Origin of the sequence: Pseudomonas fluvialis (genome assembly GCF_014207935.1) — a bacterium.
In the GTDB taxonomy this organism is placed as follows: Bacteria; Pseudomonadota; Gammaproteobacteria; order Pseudomonadales; family Pseudomonadaceae; genus Aquipseudomonas; species Aquipseudomonas fluvialis_A.
Genome location: NZ_JACHLL010000002.1, coordinates 547,309 through 559,668, shown reverse-complemented (window position 1 = coordinate 559,668; position 12,360 = coordinate 547,309). Strand labels below are relative to the sequence as shown.

Below are 12,360 nucleotides of genomic sequence, written 5' to 3'. Positions count from 1 at the left end.
TCCTGTGATCTGGCTCTCAGCAGGCTTAACTCCGATTTAAGGCAAAGTGCCAGCATCTGTGGCAGGATTCCTCCAAGGTTTGCGCCTGGTCGTTCGCTTGCGGCTGACCGCGCCGTTGAGCAATCAGCATCTTGGAGGGGTGGATGTACAAGCTGTGCTTCTATGTGCCTGATAGTCATGTGGAGCCCGTCAAGGCTGCGGTGTTTGCTGCTGGCGGCGGGCGCATTGGTCAGTACGACAGTTGCTGCTGGCAGGTGCTGGGGCAGGGACAGTTCCGACCGCTGGAAGGTAGCGAGCCGTTTGTGGGGGCGGTCGGTGCTGTTGAGCAGGTCAGCGAGTGGAAGGTCGAGCTGGTGGTGGTTGATGAGCTGATCCATGCCGTGGTCAAGGCGCTCAAGGGCAGTCATCCCTACCAGACCCCGGCTTTCGAGGTCTGGCGCCTGTCTGATTTGCAGTTCTGAGCATTCAGTCATGAAAAAAGGCGCCTACGGGCGCCTTTTTAGTTGCGGGTCTGGATGGTTCAGGGGCGAATCTCGATCAGCGTGCCATCCTTGACCAGGCTCCAGACTTCGCGCATGTCGGCGTTCTTCATGGCGATGCAGCCTTCGGTCCAGTCCAGGGTGTTGAAGTACCACTCGGGGTACTCCTCGTCGATCGGGGTGCCGTGAATCATGATCATGCCACCAGGCGGCACGCCTTTGGCACGGGCCTTGGCGGCGTCGCGGGCATTGGGGTAGGAGATGTGCATGGCCAGATTGAAGTTGCTGCTGGTCTTGCGCCAGTCGATCCAGTAGAAGCCCTCCGGCGTGCGCTGGTCGCCTTCGCGCATCTTCGGTCCGTCGGGCTGCTTGCCCAGCGAGACACGATAGGACTTGAGTACCTTGCCGCGCTGGATCAGCTGCAGCGTGCGCTCGGACTTGACCACCAGCACCTTGTCGATACGGCTGCCGGACAGCGTCGGGCTGGCGCTGGCGCTCGAAAACGCGGTGAAGAAGACACACAAAGCAGCTAGCAACCAACGCATGTGACGCAATTTCCCTGAAGCTGGGACCGCAAGGTCAGGATTTCTTGTGGGTCGCCGAGAGTGGCGCGATGGCCTCGTTGCGCAGCGGGAACACCTGCTGCACGCGATCGGCGAAGTAGCATTCTAGAGTGCGGCCGATCGTGGGGAAAGCTAACTCTGACCAGGGGATCTCATGTTGCTGGAAAAGCCTGACCTCAAGGCTCTCTTCGCCGGCGGCAAAGTCGAGATCGCGCAGTTGTGCGAGAAACAGCATGTACACCTGACTGATGTGCGGCAGGTCGAAGAGGGTGTACAGGCGCAGGTTGTCCACGCGTGCGCAGGCTTCTTCCAGGGTTTCCCGTGCGGCGGCCTGCTCCAGGGTTTCGCCGTTCTCCATGAAGCCGGCCGGCAGCGTCCAGAAGCCGCGGCGCGGCTCGATGGCGCGGCGACACAGCAGGACCTGCTCGCCCCACACCGGCAGGCAGCCGGCAACGATGCGCGGGTTCTGGTAGTGCACAGTGGAGCACTGATCGCAGACATGGCGCGGGCGGTTGTCACCGGCGGGAATGCGCTGGCTGATGGGGCCGCCGCACTGGCTGCAGAATTTCATCGGGGCTCCTCGGGATGGCCAGGCTGCGCACAGGGCAGCCGATGGCCTACTTTATCCCACGGAGCGCCAGTTGAAAGCCTTAACTGCTGAGCTGGATATGGTCGTAAATGCCGGTTATCTGGCGGAAATCGACAATCAGCGTGTGCACCGAGTTGCTGTAGGTGTCGTGCAGGTGGAACTTGAAGCGCTTTTGTTCTCCGCCCTGCAGGAAGCGATCGTATTCGCGGCTCAGTTCGCGCACATCGCCGCCTTTGTCCTTGCTCCAGGTGGCGTTGAACGGGCCGAGGGTGGCGCCGCCTTGCAGGCAGATAGTCACCACATGATTGGTCAGGGCATCTTCGGGGATTTGCATGATCGGCTACTCCGCAGCGTGATGAGATCAGTCTAGTGCAGCACCGGGTAGCGGGAGCCAACCTTTGCCGGGTGCGTGAGTTTGGCTGAATCGGGGCCTTGGGCGATGCCGGTGATCGTGCAATCATTTACCCATGACTGTCTGTCCGAGAACCATCATGCTGGATGAACTGCTCCGCCGCGTGCAGGGCTATCAACCGCAACAGCTGACCCTGGCCAGCGATTTCCCCGAGGCCGCGGTGCTGGTGCCGATCACGCGCAGTGATGAGCCCGAACTGGTGCTGACTCTGCGTGCCCATGGTCTTTCCACCCACAGCGGTGAAGTGGCGTTTCCCGGTGGCCGCCGCGACGATACCGATACCGATCTGGTGATGACGGCCCTGCGTGAAGCCGAAGAGGAAATTGGTCTGGCGCCTGGTCTGGTGGAAGTGCTCGGTCCTCTCAGCAGTCTGGTATCGCGGCATGGAATCAAGGTCACGCCGATCGTCGGTCTGGTGCCGGACTACGTCGAGTACCGGCCCAATGATGGCGAGATCGCCCAGGTGTTCAGCGTGCCGCTGGCCTTTTTCCGCGAAGACCCGCGTGAGATGACCCATCGCATCGACTACCTCGGGCGCAGCTGGTACGTGCCCAGTTACCGCTATGGCGACTTCAAGATCTGGGGGCTGACGGCGATCATGGTGGTTGAGCTGGTCAACCTGCTGTTCGATGCGGGCATTGCGCTCCATGAGCCGCCGGAACACTTTATCAAGCTCGGCTGAGCTGGGCTGAGGAGAGCAAAGGATGAAATACCGTCTGGGGCAGTCGCGTGTCGAAGCCCACCCCGAAAGCTGGATTGCGCCTAACGCCACTCTGGTGGGCAAGGTTCGTCTGGAGGCCGGCGCCAGTGTCTGGTTTGGCGCGGTACTGCGCGGTGACAACGAGCTGATCCATATCGGCGAGCACAGCAACGTGCAGGATGGCACGGTGATGCACACCGACATGGGCTTTCCTCTGACCCTTGGCAAGGGCGTGACCATCGGCCACAACGCGATGCTGCATGGCTGCACGGTCGGCGACTACAGCCTGATCGGCATCAATGCGGTGATCCTCAATGGTGCCAAAATCGGCAAACACTGCATCATCGGCGCCAATGCGCTGATTGCCGAGGGCAAGGAAATCCCCGATGGCAGCCTGGTGATGGGTTCGCCGGGCAAGGTGGTGCGCGAGCTGTCCGATGCGCAGAAAAAGATGCTGGAAGGCAGCGCCGCCCACTACGTGCATAACGCCCAACGCTATGCGCGCGATCTGGCGCTGGACGAATGATCCAGGAGCCTCCCGTACCTTCTCCGTGCGTGCATGTTTGTGCGCTGGATGAGCAGGATATCTGTCTCGGCTGCCAGCGTACGGCAGCTGAAATCACCCGCTGGGGGCGCATGGACAATCACGAGCGTCGCGAAGTGCTCGCCCGTTGCCATGAGCGCGCCCGCCAGCAGGGGCTGTTGCATCCGGCCGGTTGAATCTGTTGCCTATCTGATTGAGGAAATGCCATGAGTCGCATTGGAACACCGTTGTCCGCCACGGCTACCCGCGTGTTGTTCTGCGGGGCCGGGGAGCTGGGCAAGGAAGTGGTCATCGAACTGCAGCGCCTGGGCTGCGAGGTGATTGCCGTGGATCGCTATGCCAATGCCCCCGCCATGCAGGTGGCGCACCGCAGTCATGTGCTCAACATGCTCGATGGTGATGCCCTGCGCGCGGTGATTCTCAAGGAGCAGCCGCACTTCATCGTGCCAGAGATCGAGGCGATTGCCACCGACACTCTGGTTGAGTTGGAAGCAGAAGGCTTTACGGTGATTCCGACGGCACGCGCCGCGCAGCTGACCATGAATCGCGAGGGTATCCGTCGTCTGGCCGCCGAGGAGCTGGGGCTGCCGACGTCGCCATACCGTTTCGCCGACTCCTTCGAGGAATGCTGGGCGGCGGTCCAGGCGCTGGGCTTCCCGTGCCTGATCAAGCCGATCATGAGTTCCTCGGGCAAGGGGCAGTCGGTGTTGAAAAGCATGGCCGACCTGCAGGCGGCTTGGGATTACGCTCAGGCGGGCGGGCGTGCCGGCAAGGGGAGGGTGATCGTCGAAGGTTTTATCGATTTTGACTATGAAATTGCCCTGCTCACTGTGCGCCACAGTGGCGGCACCACCTTCTGTGCGCCGGTCGGTCATCGCCAAGTCAAGGGCGACTACCACGAGTCCTGGCAGCCGCAAGCCATGAGCGCCAAGGCGCAGGCCGAGGCCGAGCGCATTGCGTTGGCGGTGACAGGGGCGCTGGGCGGGCGCGGCCTGTTCGGTGTCGAGCTGTTCATCAAGGGTGATCAGGTGTGGTTCTGCGAGATTTCTCCGCGTCCGCATGATACCGGTCTGGTCACCTTGATTTCCCAGGACTTGTCCGAGTTCGCCCTGCACGCACGGGCCATTCTCGGTCTACCGATTCCAGCTATCCGCCAGCTCGGCCCTGCCGCCTCGGCGGTGATCCTGGTGGACGGTGAGTCACAGCAGGTCAGCTTCGGCAATCTCGGGGCGGCGCTGGCCGAGCCGGATACCGCGCTGCGCCTGTTCGGCAAGCCGGAAGTCAGCGGGCAGCGGCGCATGGGTGTGGCGTTGGCGCGTGATGTGACCGTCGATGCGGCGCGCGCCAAGGCGACTCGCGCGGCTGCCGAGGTTGAGATCGAGTTGTGAGTCGGCGCGCCAGCCTGGGTTGGTGGTTGCAGTTCATCGCCCTGCTGCCGGTGTTGCTGCCGCAGGCGCTGCACACGCGTCGGCATGCTTTGCGCCTGCCGCCTGCGGGTGGACCGCAGCAGGGGTTGGCAGGCGCTGAGTGGGGTGGAGCTCCGCTGCGTTTGTTGTTGCTGGGTGAGTCGACGGTGGCAGGTGTCGGTGTTGAGGTGCAGCAGGTGGCGCTCAGCGGTCAGTTGGCCGAGTCTCTGGCACAGCAGCTGCAGCGACCAGTGCAGTGGCGGGCGCTGGGCGTCAATGGCATTACCGCCATCGAGGCCTGTGAGCAGCTGTTGCCGCAAGCCATGGCGGCGGTTGATCTGGCGTTACTGGTATTTGGTGTCAACGACACCACACACTTCAGTGCGCGTCGTGCCTGGCAGCGGGCGTTGAGTGAGCTGGCCGAGCATTTTGTCCGGCAGGGAGCGCAGGTGGCCTTTACCGCCGTGCCGCCTATCCAGCATTTCACCGCATTGCCGCCCTTGTTGCGGCGGGTGCTGGGTGCGCGGGCGCGCCTGCTCGATGGCGATCTGCGCCAGTTGGCGGAGGCGCGTGAGCATGCTTATTGCGCGCTGGATCTGCAGTTTGCCGACGAGTACCTGGCGGCGGATGGCTATCATCCTTCCGCTCGCGGCTATGCCGTATGGGCGCAGGCGCTGGCCGAGCGGCTTGAGCGGGCGGGAGTAGTAGCCCGTCGTTAGGGGGGGCTCAGCTCAAATGTGCAGGATAAATTCGCGGACCAGCTTGCTGCCGAAGTAAGCCAGCATCAACAGCAGGAAGCCGGCCAGGGTCCAGCGAATCGCGGTATGACCGCGCCAGCCAAGCTGGTGGCGGCCCCAGAGCAGCACGGCGAACACCACCCAGGCAAAGCAGGAGAGGACGGTCTTGTGCGCCAGATGCTGGCCAAACAGGTTGTCTACGTAGATCCAGCCGGAAATCAGTGACAGCGACAGTAGCAGCCAGCCGGCCAGAAGAAAGCTGAACAGCAGACTTTCCATGGTTTGTAGCGGCGGGAAGTTGCGGATCAGGCCGGAGGGGTGCTTGTGTTTGAGCTGATGATCCTGAATCAGCAGCAGCAGCGACTGGAATACGGCCAGGGTCAGCAGGCCATAGGCCGTGATCGACAGCAGGATGTGCGCGAGGATGCCGCCTTGCTCGTTGATCGGTTGGCTGGTGCCGGTGGGTGCCCACTGTGCCAGCAGCGTGGTCAGGGCGCCCAGCGGAAACAGCAGCAGGAACAGGTTGCTCACCGGCATGCGCAGGTTGGCCAGCAGGGTTATGCCGATCACGCTTGCTGCAATCAGGCTGGCGGCATTGAAAAAGTCGAGGGTCAGGCCGTTGCCACCCAATAGCTGCTGTTGCAGTGCGGTGCTCTGGGCCAACAGTGCCAGCAGGCCAAGTCCGCCTAGCAGGCGCTGATTGGGCGTCTGGCGGCGCTTGAAGGCAATTCCCTGGTGGGTGCTGGCGGCCAGATAGAGGAGGGCGGCGAGCAGGCTGGGCAGCAATGCAGTCATAAATCCTTGGGCGTACGTGCGCTTGAAGGCGCTGAGTTTGGCACACAAGGGTGGCCCACGAAAGACCAAGGGCGGTGTTGGCCGGCGCGCCTCTTGGGTATACTCCGCGGTCTGCCGCAAGCCATCCCCTGAAGGATCGTCATGTTCGAGAATCTAACCGATCGCCTGTCCCAGACGCTGCGCCATGTCACCGGCAAGGCCAAGCTGAGCGAAGACAACATCAAGGACACCCTGCGCGAAGTGCGCATGGCCTTGCTGGAGGCGGACGTTGCCCTGCCGGTGGTCAAGGATTTCGTCAACAAGGTCAAGGAACGCGCGGTCGGCACCGAGGTGTCGAAGAGCCTGACGCCGGGGCAGGCGTTTGTGAAGATTGTCCAGGCCGAGCTGGAAGCCATGATGGGCTCGGCCAACGAAGACCTGGCGCTGAATGCCGCGCCGCCGGCGGTGATCCTCATGGCCGGTCTGCAGGGGGCGGGTAAGACCACCACGGCGGGCAAGCTGGCGCGCTTCCTGAAGGAACGCAAGAAAAAGACCGTGATGGTGGTTTCGGCTGACGTGTACCGCCCGGCGGCCATCAAGCAGCTGGAAACCCTGGCCAATGATATTGGCGTGACCTTCTTCCCTTCCGATGTCACGCAGAAGCCGGTGGCGATTGCCGAGGCGGCGATCCGTGAGGCCAAGCTCAAGTTCATCGATGTGGTGATTGTCGACACCGCCGGCCGGCTGCATGTCGATGCCGAGATGATGGACGAGATCAAACTGGTCCATGCGGCAGTCAAACCGGTGGAAACACTGTTCGTGGTCGATGCCATGACCGGTCAGGATGCCGCCAATACGGCCAAGGCCTTCAATGATGCGCTGCCGCTGACCGGCGTGGTGCTGACCAAGGTCGACGGTGATGCCCGTGGTGGTGCGGCGCTTTCCGTGCGCGCCATCACCGGCAAGCCGATCAAGTTCCTCGGCATGGGCGAGAAGACCGAAGCGCTGGATCCGTTCCATCCGGACCGCGTGGCTTCGCGCATCCTCGGCATGGGCGATGTGCTCAGTCTGATCGAGCAAGCCGAGCAGACCCTGGATCGCGAGAAGGCCGAAAAACTGGCCAAAAAGATCAAGAAGGGTAAAGGCTTCGATCTGGAAGACTTCCGTGATCAGCTGCAGCAGATGAAAAACATGGGTGGTCTCGGTGGTCTGATGGACAAGTTGCCATCGATCGGTGGGGTCAACCTGGCGCAGATGGGTGGTGCGCAGAGTGCCGCCGAGAAGCAGTTCAAGCAGATGGAAGCCATCATCAATTCGATGACGCCGGCCGAGCGGCGTGATCCCGACATCATCAGTGGTTCGCGCAAGCGCCGCATCGCCATGGGCTCAGGTACCCAGGTGCAGGACATCGGCCGGCTGATCAAACAGCACAAGCAGATGCAGAAGATGATGAAGAAGTTCACCTCCAAAGGCGGTATGGCCAAGCTCATGCGGGGCATGGGCGGCATGCTGCCGGGCGGGGGGATGCCCAAACTCTGATTGCCAGCGCCGGCACCGCGCATATCCGGGGTGGTGCCGATAAGCGGTGGGAAAAAGAGATTTGCAATTGCCCGGATAATCCTTAGAATATGCGGCCTTTCGGGCCATGCGCCCAGCGTGCATATTCATTTTGCAAGCACCGACTACAGGAACGAAGTTCAATGGTAACCATCCGTCTTGCTCGTGGCGGCTCCAAAAAGCGCCCCTTCTACCACCTGACCGTGACCAACAGCCGCAATGCGCGCGACGGTCGCTTCAATGAGCGCGTGGGTTTCTTCAACCCGGTTGCTTCGGGTGCTGAAGTCAAGCTGTCCGTGAATCAAGAGCGCGTCAGCTACTGGCTGAGCCAGGGCGCCCAGCCGTCCGAGCGCGTTGCCCAACTGCTCAAGGAAGCGGCCAAGGCCTAATCCATGCAGCAGTCGCCGACACCCGCCGAGGACCTCGTCGTTCTTGGCAAGATCGTTTCGGTGTTCGGCATCAAGGGCGAGGTGAAGGTTTATTCCTTCACGGAACCGCTTGATAACCTGCTGGACTACCGCCGCTGGACGCTTCGGCGTGACGGTGAGAGCAAGCAGGTTGAGGTTGTCAGTGGGCGTTTGCATGGCAAAGTGCTCACCGCCAAGCTCAAGGGCCTCGACGATCGCGAAGTGGCCCGTACCTACGCCGGCTATGAGATCTGTGTGTTGCGCAGCTTGCTGCCGACGCTGGATCAGGGCGAGTACTACTGGTATCAGCTGGAAGGCTTGAAGGTCATTGATCAGCAGGGGCAATTGCTCGGCAAGATCGACCATCTGCTGGAAACCGGTGCCAACGATGTCATGGTGGTCAAGCCGTGTATCGGCAGTCTGGATGATCGTGAACGCCTGTTGCCCTATATCGAGCAATGCGTGTTGTCGATTGATCTGGCCGCTGGCGAGATGCGGGTCGATTGGGATGCGGACTTCTGAAGCATATGCATGTTTCAGTCATCAGCATTTTCCCGGAAATGTTCGCTGCCATCAGCGAGTACGGGATTACCAGTCGTGCGGTGAAGCAGGGGCTCCTTGAGCTGCGCTGCTGGAATCCGCGGGATTTCACCGATGACCGTCACCAGACGGTGGACGATCGCCCCTTCGGTGGCGGCCCCGGCATGGTGATGAAGATTCAACCGCTGGAACGTGCGCTGGCTGCGGCCAGGCAGGTTGCCGGTGAGGGCGCCAAGGTGATCTACCTGTCGCCGCAGGGGCAAACGCTGAAGCAGGCGTCCGTGCGGGAACTGGTGCAGGAACAGTCGCTGATCCTGATCGCTGGGCGCTACGAAGGCATTGATGAGCGTTTCATTGAAACGCATGTTGATGAGGAATGGTCGATTGGCGATTACGTCCTGTCCGGCGGTGAGCTGCCGGCCATGGTGCTGATCGATGCGGTAACGCGTTTGCTGCCCGGTGCATTGGGCCACGCGGACTCCGCCGAGGAGGACTCGTTTACCGATGGCCTGCTCGATTGCCCGCACTACACCCGACCTGAGGTGTATGAAGGCAAGCGTGTTCCTGATGTGCTGCTGAGTGGCAATCACGAACACATCCGGCGCTGGCGCCTGATGCAGTCCCTTGGTCGGACTCAGGAACGCCGTGCTGATCTTCTGGATTGCCGCTCGCTTTCTGGAGAAGAGACAAAGCTGCTGGCGGAATATCTCCGTCAGCGGAACGATAGTTAACGTATCGATGGCAAACCGCTGGTTTGTCTTAGGAGCACAGCATGACCAACAAGATCATTCAGCAGCTCGAAGCTGAACAGATGAACAAAGAGATTCCGGCTTTCGCCCCAGGCGACACCGTAATCGTCCAGGTTAAAGTGAAGGAAGGCGACCGTTCGCGTCTGCAGGCCTTTGAAGGCGTGGTAATTGCCAAGCGCAACCGTGGTCTGAACAGTGCCTTCACTGTGCGCAAGATCTCCAACGGTGTTGGCGTTGAGCGTACCTTCCAGACCTACTCGCCGCTGGTTGACAGCCTGAGCGTCAAGCGCCGCGGTGACGTGCGCAAGGCCAAGCTGTACTACCTCCGCGAGCTGTCCGGCAAGGCCGCCCGCATCAAGGAGAAGCTGGTTTAATCCGCTTCCCTGTCGAAAAAAGCAGCCTGCGGGCTGCTTTTTTTATGTCTGTATCAATTCCGCATTTGAACCGATTCGCTATTGGCGAGCCGCAGCAAGCAAGGCGGCGCGCTCGTTGTGGCTGCAGTCATTTCAGGTAGTAATGGCATGACCCCAAGAGAGCTGGAAATCCAGCGGCGCACGGCGCTGTCGGAAAGTCGCGTGACCAAGACTGTGTTCCCGTTCACTACCAATCACCACAACACCTTGTTCGGCGGTACGGCGCTGGCCTGGATGGACGAGGTGTCGTTCATCGCGGCGACACGCTTCTGCCGTTTGCCGCTGGTGACCGTGTCCAGCGATCGTATCGACTTCAAGCATGCGATAGCCGCAGGCTCCATCGTCGAACTGGTGGGCCGGGTGATCAAGGTCGGGCGTACCAGTCTCAAGGTCGAGGTCGAGGTGTTTGTCGAAAGCATGTCCCAGGATGGGCGGGAGAAAGCGATCAGCGGGGTGTTCAGTTTTGTCGCCATTGGTGACGACAACAAGCCGGTTCCTGTGCTGCCTGGCTATCCATTGGAGGATTCCGGGGTCAGTGTTTAAGACAGAGAAAAGGCGCCTGCGGGCGCCTTTTCATGGGGTGATGCTTTTCAGGGACGAACCTTGATGGTCAGCGAGGCCTGGGATAGGTCGATGTCCTGGATGCTCAAGCTGCCGAAGCTCTGGGTGGTCGGTGCTCCGGCGACGCGGATATTGTCGAAGCGCATCTCGCCGATGGAGCTGGGCAGGCGCACATTGATCGAGCCGTCGGGGTTGATGGTCGAGGTCATCTGTTTGGGGTCATAGACCACATCGTGGGCGCTGTACTCTGACTCGAGATTGTCGAGTACCGGTATCACCAGCTTGGCCAGTTTCTGCATGGTGCCCAGGCCGTCTCCATCCTTGGCGGTCAGCACCAGTTGCTGCAGGGTGTCGTCCAGGCCCTGGGCATGCACATCACCCATTTCCAGCTCCGACAGCGGCTGCATGCCCAGGCTGTCGATGCGCTGGCTGGCGACAATATCGACGTCGGAGCGCTGGCTGGCCAGTAGTGGCTGGAAAGGCATCATCATGGCGGCCACCAGCGTGGTGACCAGGCGCAGGTTGGTCTGTTTGCGCAGGGCTTTGTGCAGCTGTTTCTCGGTGACCAGTCCTTGCTCGATAAGGATTTCACCGAGGCGCTTCTTGCTGGTCAGCTGCAGCTGGATGGCGGCATCCAGTTGCTTGGAGGTGATCAGGTTCTTGTTGATCAGAATCTGACCGAGGCGCGAGTGCTGCTGATTGGACATGATCAATTGACCGCAGGCTGGATGGTGGCAGAGTGAAATCATGGCTGTATCGGCGAGAAGTGTCACCCAACCTAGGATAGGTGGTCAGTCGCGACTGTCACGTTTATTCGCGATGTGCATGACTGGCGGTAACGTCGTTGGACTGGGTGTGTCGGCTGGTGCCGACGATGCCGAGGATAATCGCTGGTGGCGGTGGGCGTGGCTGTGGAAAACTTTGCGCAATCGGTTCAGCTGAAGAGTTGCCATGAGTGCCTGCGAACACCCCCTGATCGATGAGTACCTCGACAGCCTGTGGCTGGAAAAGGGCTTGTCGGTACACAGTCGGAACGCTTACCGCAGCGATCTTGAGCAGTTGCATGGCTGGCTGCATGAGCAAGGCATCGATCTCGCTCAGGCGGGGCGCGATGTGTTGCTTGATCACCTTTCGTGGCGCCTGCAGGCAGGTTACCAGGCGCGTTCCACAGCTCGTTTCCTTTCGGCACTGCGTGGTTTTTATCGCTATCTGCTGCGGCAGGGGCGGATTGTTGAAGATCCGACCTTGCAGGTGGCGATGCCAAAGGTCGGTCGACCCTTGCCTAAGTCGTTGTCCGAGGCTGATGTCGAAGCGCTGTTGTCGGCGCCTGACATTGCCGAGCCGCTGGGCTTGCGCGATCGCTGCATGCTCGAGGTGTTGTATGCCTGCGGCTTGCGTGTTACCGAGCTGGTGTCGCTGACCCTCGAACAGCTCAATCCGCGCCAGGGCGTGCTGAGGGTCTTCGGCAAGGGCAGCAAGGAGCGTCTGGTGCCGTTGGGCGAGGAGGCGCTGTTGTGGCTGGAGCGCTATCTGCAAGAAGCGCGACCCTTGCTGCTAAAGGGGGCGCCCAGCGCTGTGCTGTTTCCCAGTCTGCGGGGTGAGCAGATGACCCGGCAGACCTTCTGGCACCGTATCAAGCTGCATGCACGCGCGGCGATGATCCAGGCCCCCCTGTCGCCACATACCTTGCGCCATGCCTTTGCCACTCATCTGCTCAATCATGGTGCCGATCTTCGCGTGGTGCAGATGCTGCTGGGGCATAGCGACCTCTCGACCACGCAAATCTATACCCACGTGGCCAAGGCGCGTCTGCAGGCGCTACACGCGCAGCATCATCCCCGCGGTTGAACCTGTCATCAGTTGCAAACATCCGCTCGGCCCGCAGCATCAAGCGCGGCGGGCTTCTGTGGTAGGCTGCGGCGTCAATCC

18 protein-coding genes are annotated in these 12,360 nt (G+C 61.1%); 13 read left to right on the top strand and 5 right to left on the bottom strand.

Going from position 1 to position 12,360, the window contains the following annotated elements:
• Positions 1-143: 143 nt before the first annotated feature.
• On the top strand, positions 144-461 hold the full coding sequence (locus HNP49_RS07695) for a YqfO family protein (RefSeq protein WP_184682041.1): 318 nt from the start codon (positions 144-146) through the stop codon (positions 459-461).
• Between the two features lie 59 nt (positions 462-520).
• Here HNP49_RS07695 and HNP49_RS07690 read toward each other — a convergent pair whose 3' ends face one another.
• The 3 genes from HNP49_RS07690 to HNP49_RS07680 form a co-directional block, all read right to left on the bottom strand.
• A complete protein-coding gene (locus tag HNP49_RS07690) occupies positions 521-1,024 on the bottom strand; it encodes a murein L,D-transpeptidase family protein (RefSeq protein ID WP_184682040.1) in 504 nt (167 codons plus the stop codon).
• Positions 1,025-1,058: 34 nt separating this feature from the next.
• Positions 1,059-1,613 carry an NUDIX hydrolase gene (locus HNP49_RS07685; protein ID WP_184682039.1) on the bottom strand — a complete coding sequence of 185 codons (555 nt, stop codon included), beginning with the start codon at positions 1,611-1,613 and terminating at the stop codon, positions 1,059-1,061.
• A gap of 79 nt (positions 1,614-1,692) precedes the next feature.
• Positions 1,693-1,965, bottom strand: a complete 273-nt coding sequence (locus HNP49_RS07680; protein WP_184682038.1) for a hypothetical protein — start codon at positions 1,963-1,965, stop codon at positions 1,693-1,695.
• Between the two features lie 157 nt (positions 1,966-2,122).
• On the opposite strand from HNP49_RS07680, the gene HNP49_RS07675 reads away from it, so the two are divergent.
• From HNP49_RS07675 to HNP49_RS07655, 5 genes are read left to right on the top strand one after another with little or no spacing between them, the layout of a single operon-like run.
• A complete protein-coding gene (locus HNP49_RS07675) occupies positions 2,123-2,725 on the top strand; it encodes a CoA pyrophosphatase (protein WP_184682037.1) in 603 nt (200 codons plus the stop codon).
• A gap of 22 nt (positions 2,726-2,747) precedes the next feature.
• The gene (locus tag HNP49_RS07670; protein ID WP_184682036.1) at positions 2,748-3,269 is read left to right on the top strand and encodes a gamma carbonic anhydrase family protein; all 522 of its coding nucleotides are present in this window, start codon (positions 2,748-2,750) and stop codon (positions 3,267-3,269) included.
• The gene (locus HNP49_RS07665) at positions 3,269-3,463 is read left to right on the top strand and encodes a DUF1289 domain-containing protein (RefSeq protein ID WP_184682526.1); all 195 of its coding nucleotides are present in this window, start codon (positions 3,269-3,271) and stop codon (positions 3,461-3,463) included. Before HNP49_RS07670 ends, HNP49_RS07665 begins: the two co-directional genes overlap by 1 nt.
• A 30-nt stretch (positions 3,464-3,493) precedes the next feature.
• Positions 3,494-4,675, top strand: a complete 1,182-nt coding sequence (purT, locus tag HNP49_RS07660; RefSeq protein WP_184682035.1) for a formate-dependent phosphoribosylglycinamide formyltransferase — start codon at positions 3,494-3,496, stop codon at positions 4,673-4,675.
• Complete coding sequence (locus HNP49_RS07655) at positions 4,672-5,412, top strand: SGNH/GDSL hydrolase family protein (protein WP_184682034.1); 741 nt, start codon at positions 4,672-4,674, stop codon at positions 5,410-5,412. Before purT ends, HNP49_RS07655 begins: the two co-directional genes overlap by 4 nt.
• Positions 5,413-5,424: 12 nt before the next feature.
• On the opposite strand, the gene HNP49_RS07650 is transcribed toward HNP49_RS07655, so the two are convergent.
• Positions 5,425-6,225: an inner membrane protein YpjD gene (locus tag HNP49_RS07650; protein ID WP_184682032.1), complete on the bottom strand. Its 801-nt coding sequence runs from the start codon at positions 6,223-6,225 to the stop codon at positions 5,425-5,427.
• A gap of 141 nt (positions 6,226-6,366) precedes the next feature.
• On the opposite strand from HNP49_RS07650, the gene ffh reads away from it, so the two are divergent.
• The 6 genes from ffh to HNP49_RS07620 all read left to right on the top strand — a co-directional run bounded on the left by ffh (position 6,367) and on the right by HNP49_RS07620 (position 10,413).
• On the top strand, positions 6,367-7,743 hold the full coding sequence (gene ffh / locus HNP49_RS07645; protein ID WP_095939440.1) for a signal recognition particle protein: 1,377 nt from the start codon (positions 6,367-6,369) through the stop codon (positions 7,741-7,743).
• A gap of 161 nt (positions 7,744-7,904) precedes the next feature.
• Positions 7,905-8,150 (top strand): 30S ribosomal protein S16, encoded by a 246-nt coding sequence (gene rpsP, locus HNP49_RS07640; RefSeq protein ID WP_184682022.1) that lies wholly within the window; start codon positions 7,905-7,907, stop codon positions 8,148-8,150.
• Positions 8,151-8,153: 3 nt separating this feature from the next.
• Complete coding sequence (rimM, locus tag HNP49_RS07635; protein ID WP_184682020.1) at positions 8,154-8,690, top strand: ribosome maturation factor RimM; 537 nt, start codon at positions 8,154-8,156, stop codon at positions 8,688-8,690.
• 5 nt (positions 8,691-8,695) lie between these two features.
• Positions 8,696-9,439, top strand: a complete 744-nt coding sequence (gene trmD / locus HNP49_RS07630) for a tRNA (guanosine(37)-N1)-methyltransferase TrmD (protein WP_184682018.1) — start codon at positions 8,696-8,698, stop codon at positions 9,437-9,439.
• A gap of 41 nt (positions 9,440-9,480) precedes the next feature.
• On the top strand, positions 9,481-9,831 hold the full coding sequence (rplS, locus tag HNP49_RS07625; protein ID WP_095939436.1) for a 50S ribosomal protein L19: 351 nt from the start codon (positions 9,481-9,483) through the stop codon (positions 9,829-9,831).
• A gap of 147 nt (positions 9,832-9,978) precedes the next feature.
• Positions 9,979-10,413 carry an acyl-CoA thioesterase gene (locus HNP49_RS07620; protein ID WP_184682016.1) on the top strand — a complete coding sequence of 145 codons (435 nt, stop codon included), beginning with the start codon at positions 9,979-9,981 and terminating at the stop codon, positions 10,411-10,413.
• Between the two features lie 47 nt (positions 10,414-10,460).
• Here HNP49_RS07620 and HNP49_RS07615 read toward each other — a convergent pair whose 3' ends face one another.
• On the bottom strand, positions 10,461-11,138 hold the full coding sequence (locus tag HNP49_RS07615; RefSeq protein ID WP_184682014.1) for a hypothetical protein: 678 nt from the start codon (positions 11,136-11,138) through the stop codon (positions 10,461-10,463).
• A 244-nt stretch (positions 11,139-11,382) separates the two neighbouring features.
• Between HNP49_RS07615 and xerD the strand changes: the two genes are divergently transcribed.
• Positions 11,383-12,279, top strand: a complete 897-nt coding sequence (xerD, locus tag HNP49_RS07610; protein ID WP_184682013.1) for a site-specific tyrosine recombinase XerD — start codon at positions 11,383-11,385, stop codon at positions 12,277-12,279.
• Positions 12,280-12,360 lie beyond the last annotated feature (81 nt).

What these genes read in the sequence shown, in the direction of transcription:
- HNP49_RS07695 (WP_184682041.1), top strand. Translation starts at nt 144, where the DNA reads ATGTACAAGCTGTGCTTCTATGTGCCTGATAGTCATGTGGAGCCCGTC.
- HNP49_RS07690 (WP_184682040.1), bottom strand. Translation starts at nt 1,024, where the DNA reads ATGCGTTGGTTGCTAGCTGCTTTGTGTGTCTTCTTCACCGCGTTTTCG.
- HNP49_RS07685 (WP_184682039.1), bottom strand. Translation starts at nt 1,613, where the DNA reads ATGAAATTCTGCAGCCAGTGCGGCGGCCCCATCAGCCAGCGCATTCCC.
- HNP49_RS07680 (WP_184682038.1), bottom strand. Translation starts at nt 1,965, where the DNA reads ATGCAAATCCCCGAAGATGCCCTGACCAATCATGTGGTGACTATCTGC.
- HNP49_RS07675 (WP_184682037.1), top strand. Translation starts at nt 2,123, where the DNA reads ATGCTGGATGAACTGCTCCGCCGCGTGCAGGGCTATCAACCGCAACAG.
- HNP49_RS07670 (WP_184682036.1), top strand. Translation starts at nt 2,748, where the DNA reads ATGAAATACCGTCTGGGGCAGTCGCGTGTCGAAGCCCACCCCGAAAGC.
- purT (WP_184682035.1), top strand. Translation starts at nt 3,494, where the DNA reads ATGAGTCGCATTGGAACACCGTTGTCCGCCACGGCTACCCGCGTGTTG.
- HNP49_RS07650 (WP_184682032.1), bottom strand. Translation starts at nt 6,225, where the DNA reads ATGACTGCATTGCTGCCCAGCCTGCTCGCCGCCCTCCTCTATCTGGCC.
- ffh (WP_095939440.1), top strand. Translation starts at nt 6,367, where the DNA reads ATGTTCGAGAATCTAACCGATCGCCTGTCCCAGACGCTGCGCCATGTC.
- rpsP (WP_184682022.1), top strand. Translation starts at nt 7,905, where the DNA reads ATGGTAACCATCCGTCTTGCTCGTGGCGGCTCCAAAAAGCGCCCCTTC.
- rimM (WP_184682020.1), top strand. Translation starts at nt 8,154, where the DNA reads ATGCAGCAGTCGCCGACACCCGCCGAGGACCTCGTCGTTCTTGGCAAG.
- trmD (WP_184682018.1), top strand. Translation starts at nt 8,696, where the DNA reads ATGCATGTTTCAGTCATCAGCATTTTCCCGGAAATGTTCGCTGCCATC.
- rplS (WP_095939436.1), top strand. Translation starts at nt 9,481, where the DNA reads ATGACCAACAAGATCATTCAGCAGCTCGAAGCTGAACAGATGAACAAA.
- HNP49_RS07620 (WP_184682016.1), top strand. Translation starts at nt 9,979, where the DNA reads ATGACCCCAAGAGAGCTGGAAATCCAGCGGCGCACGGCGCTGTCGGAA.
- HNP49_RS07615 (WP_184682014.1), bottom strand. Translation starts at nt 11,138, where the DNA reads ATGTCCAATCAGCAGCACTCGCGCCTCGGTCAGATTCTGATCAACAAG.
- xerD (WP_184682013.1), top strand. Translation starts at nt 11,383, where the DNA reads ATGAGTGCCTGCGAACACCCCCTGATCGATGAGTACCTCGACAGCCTG.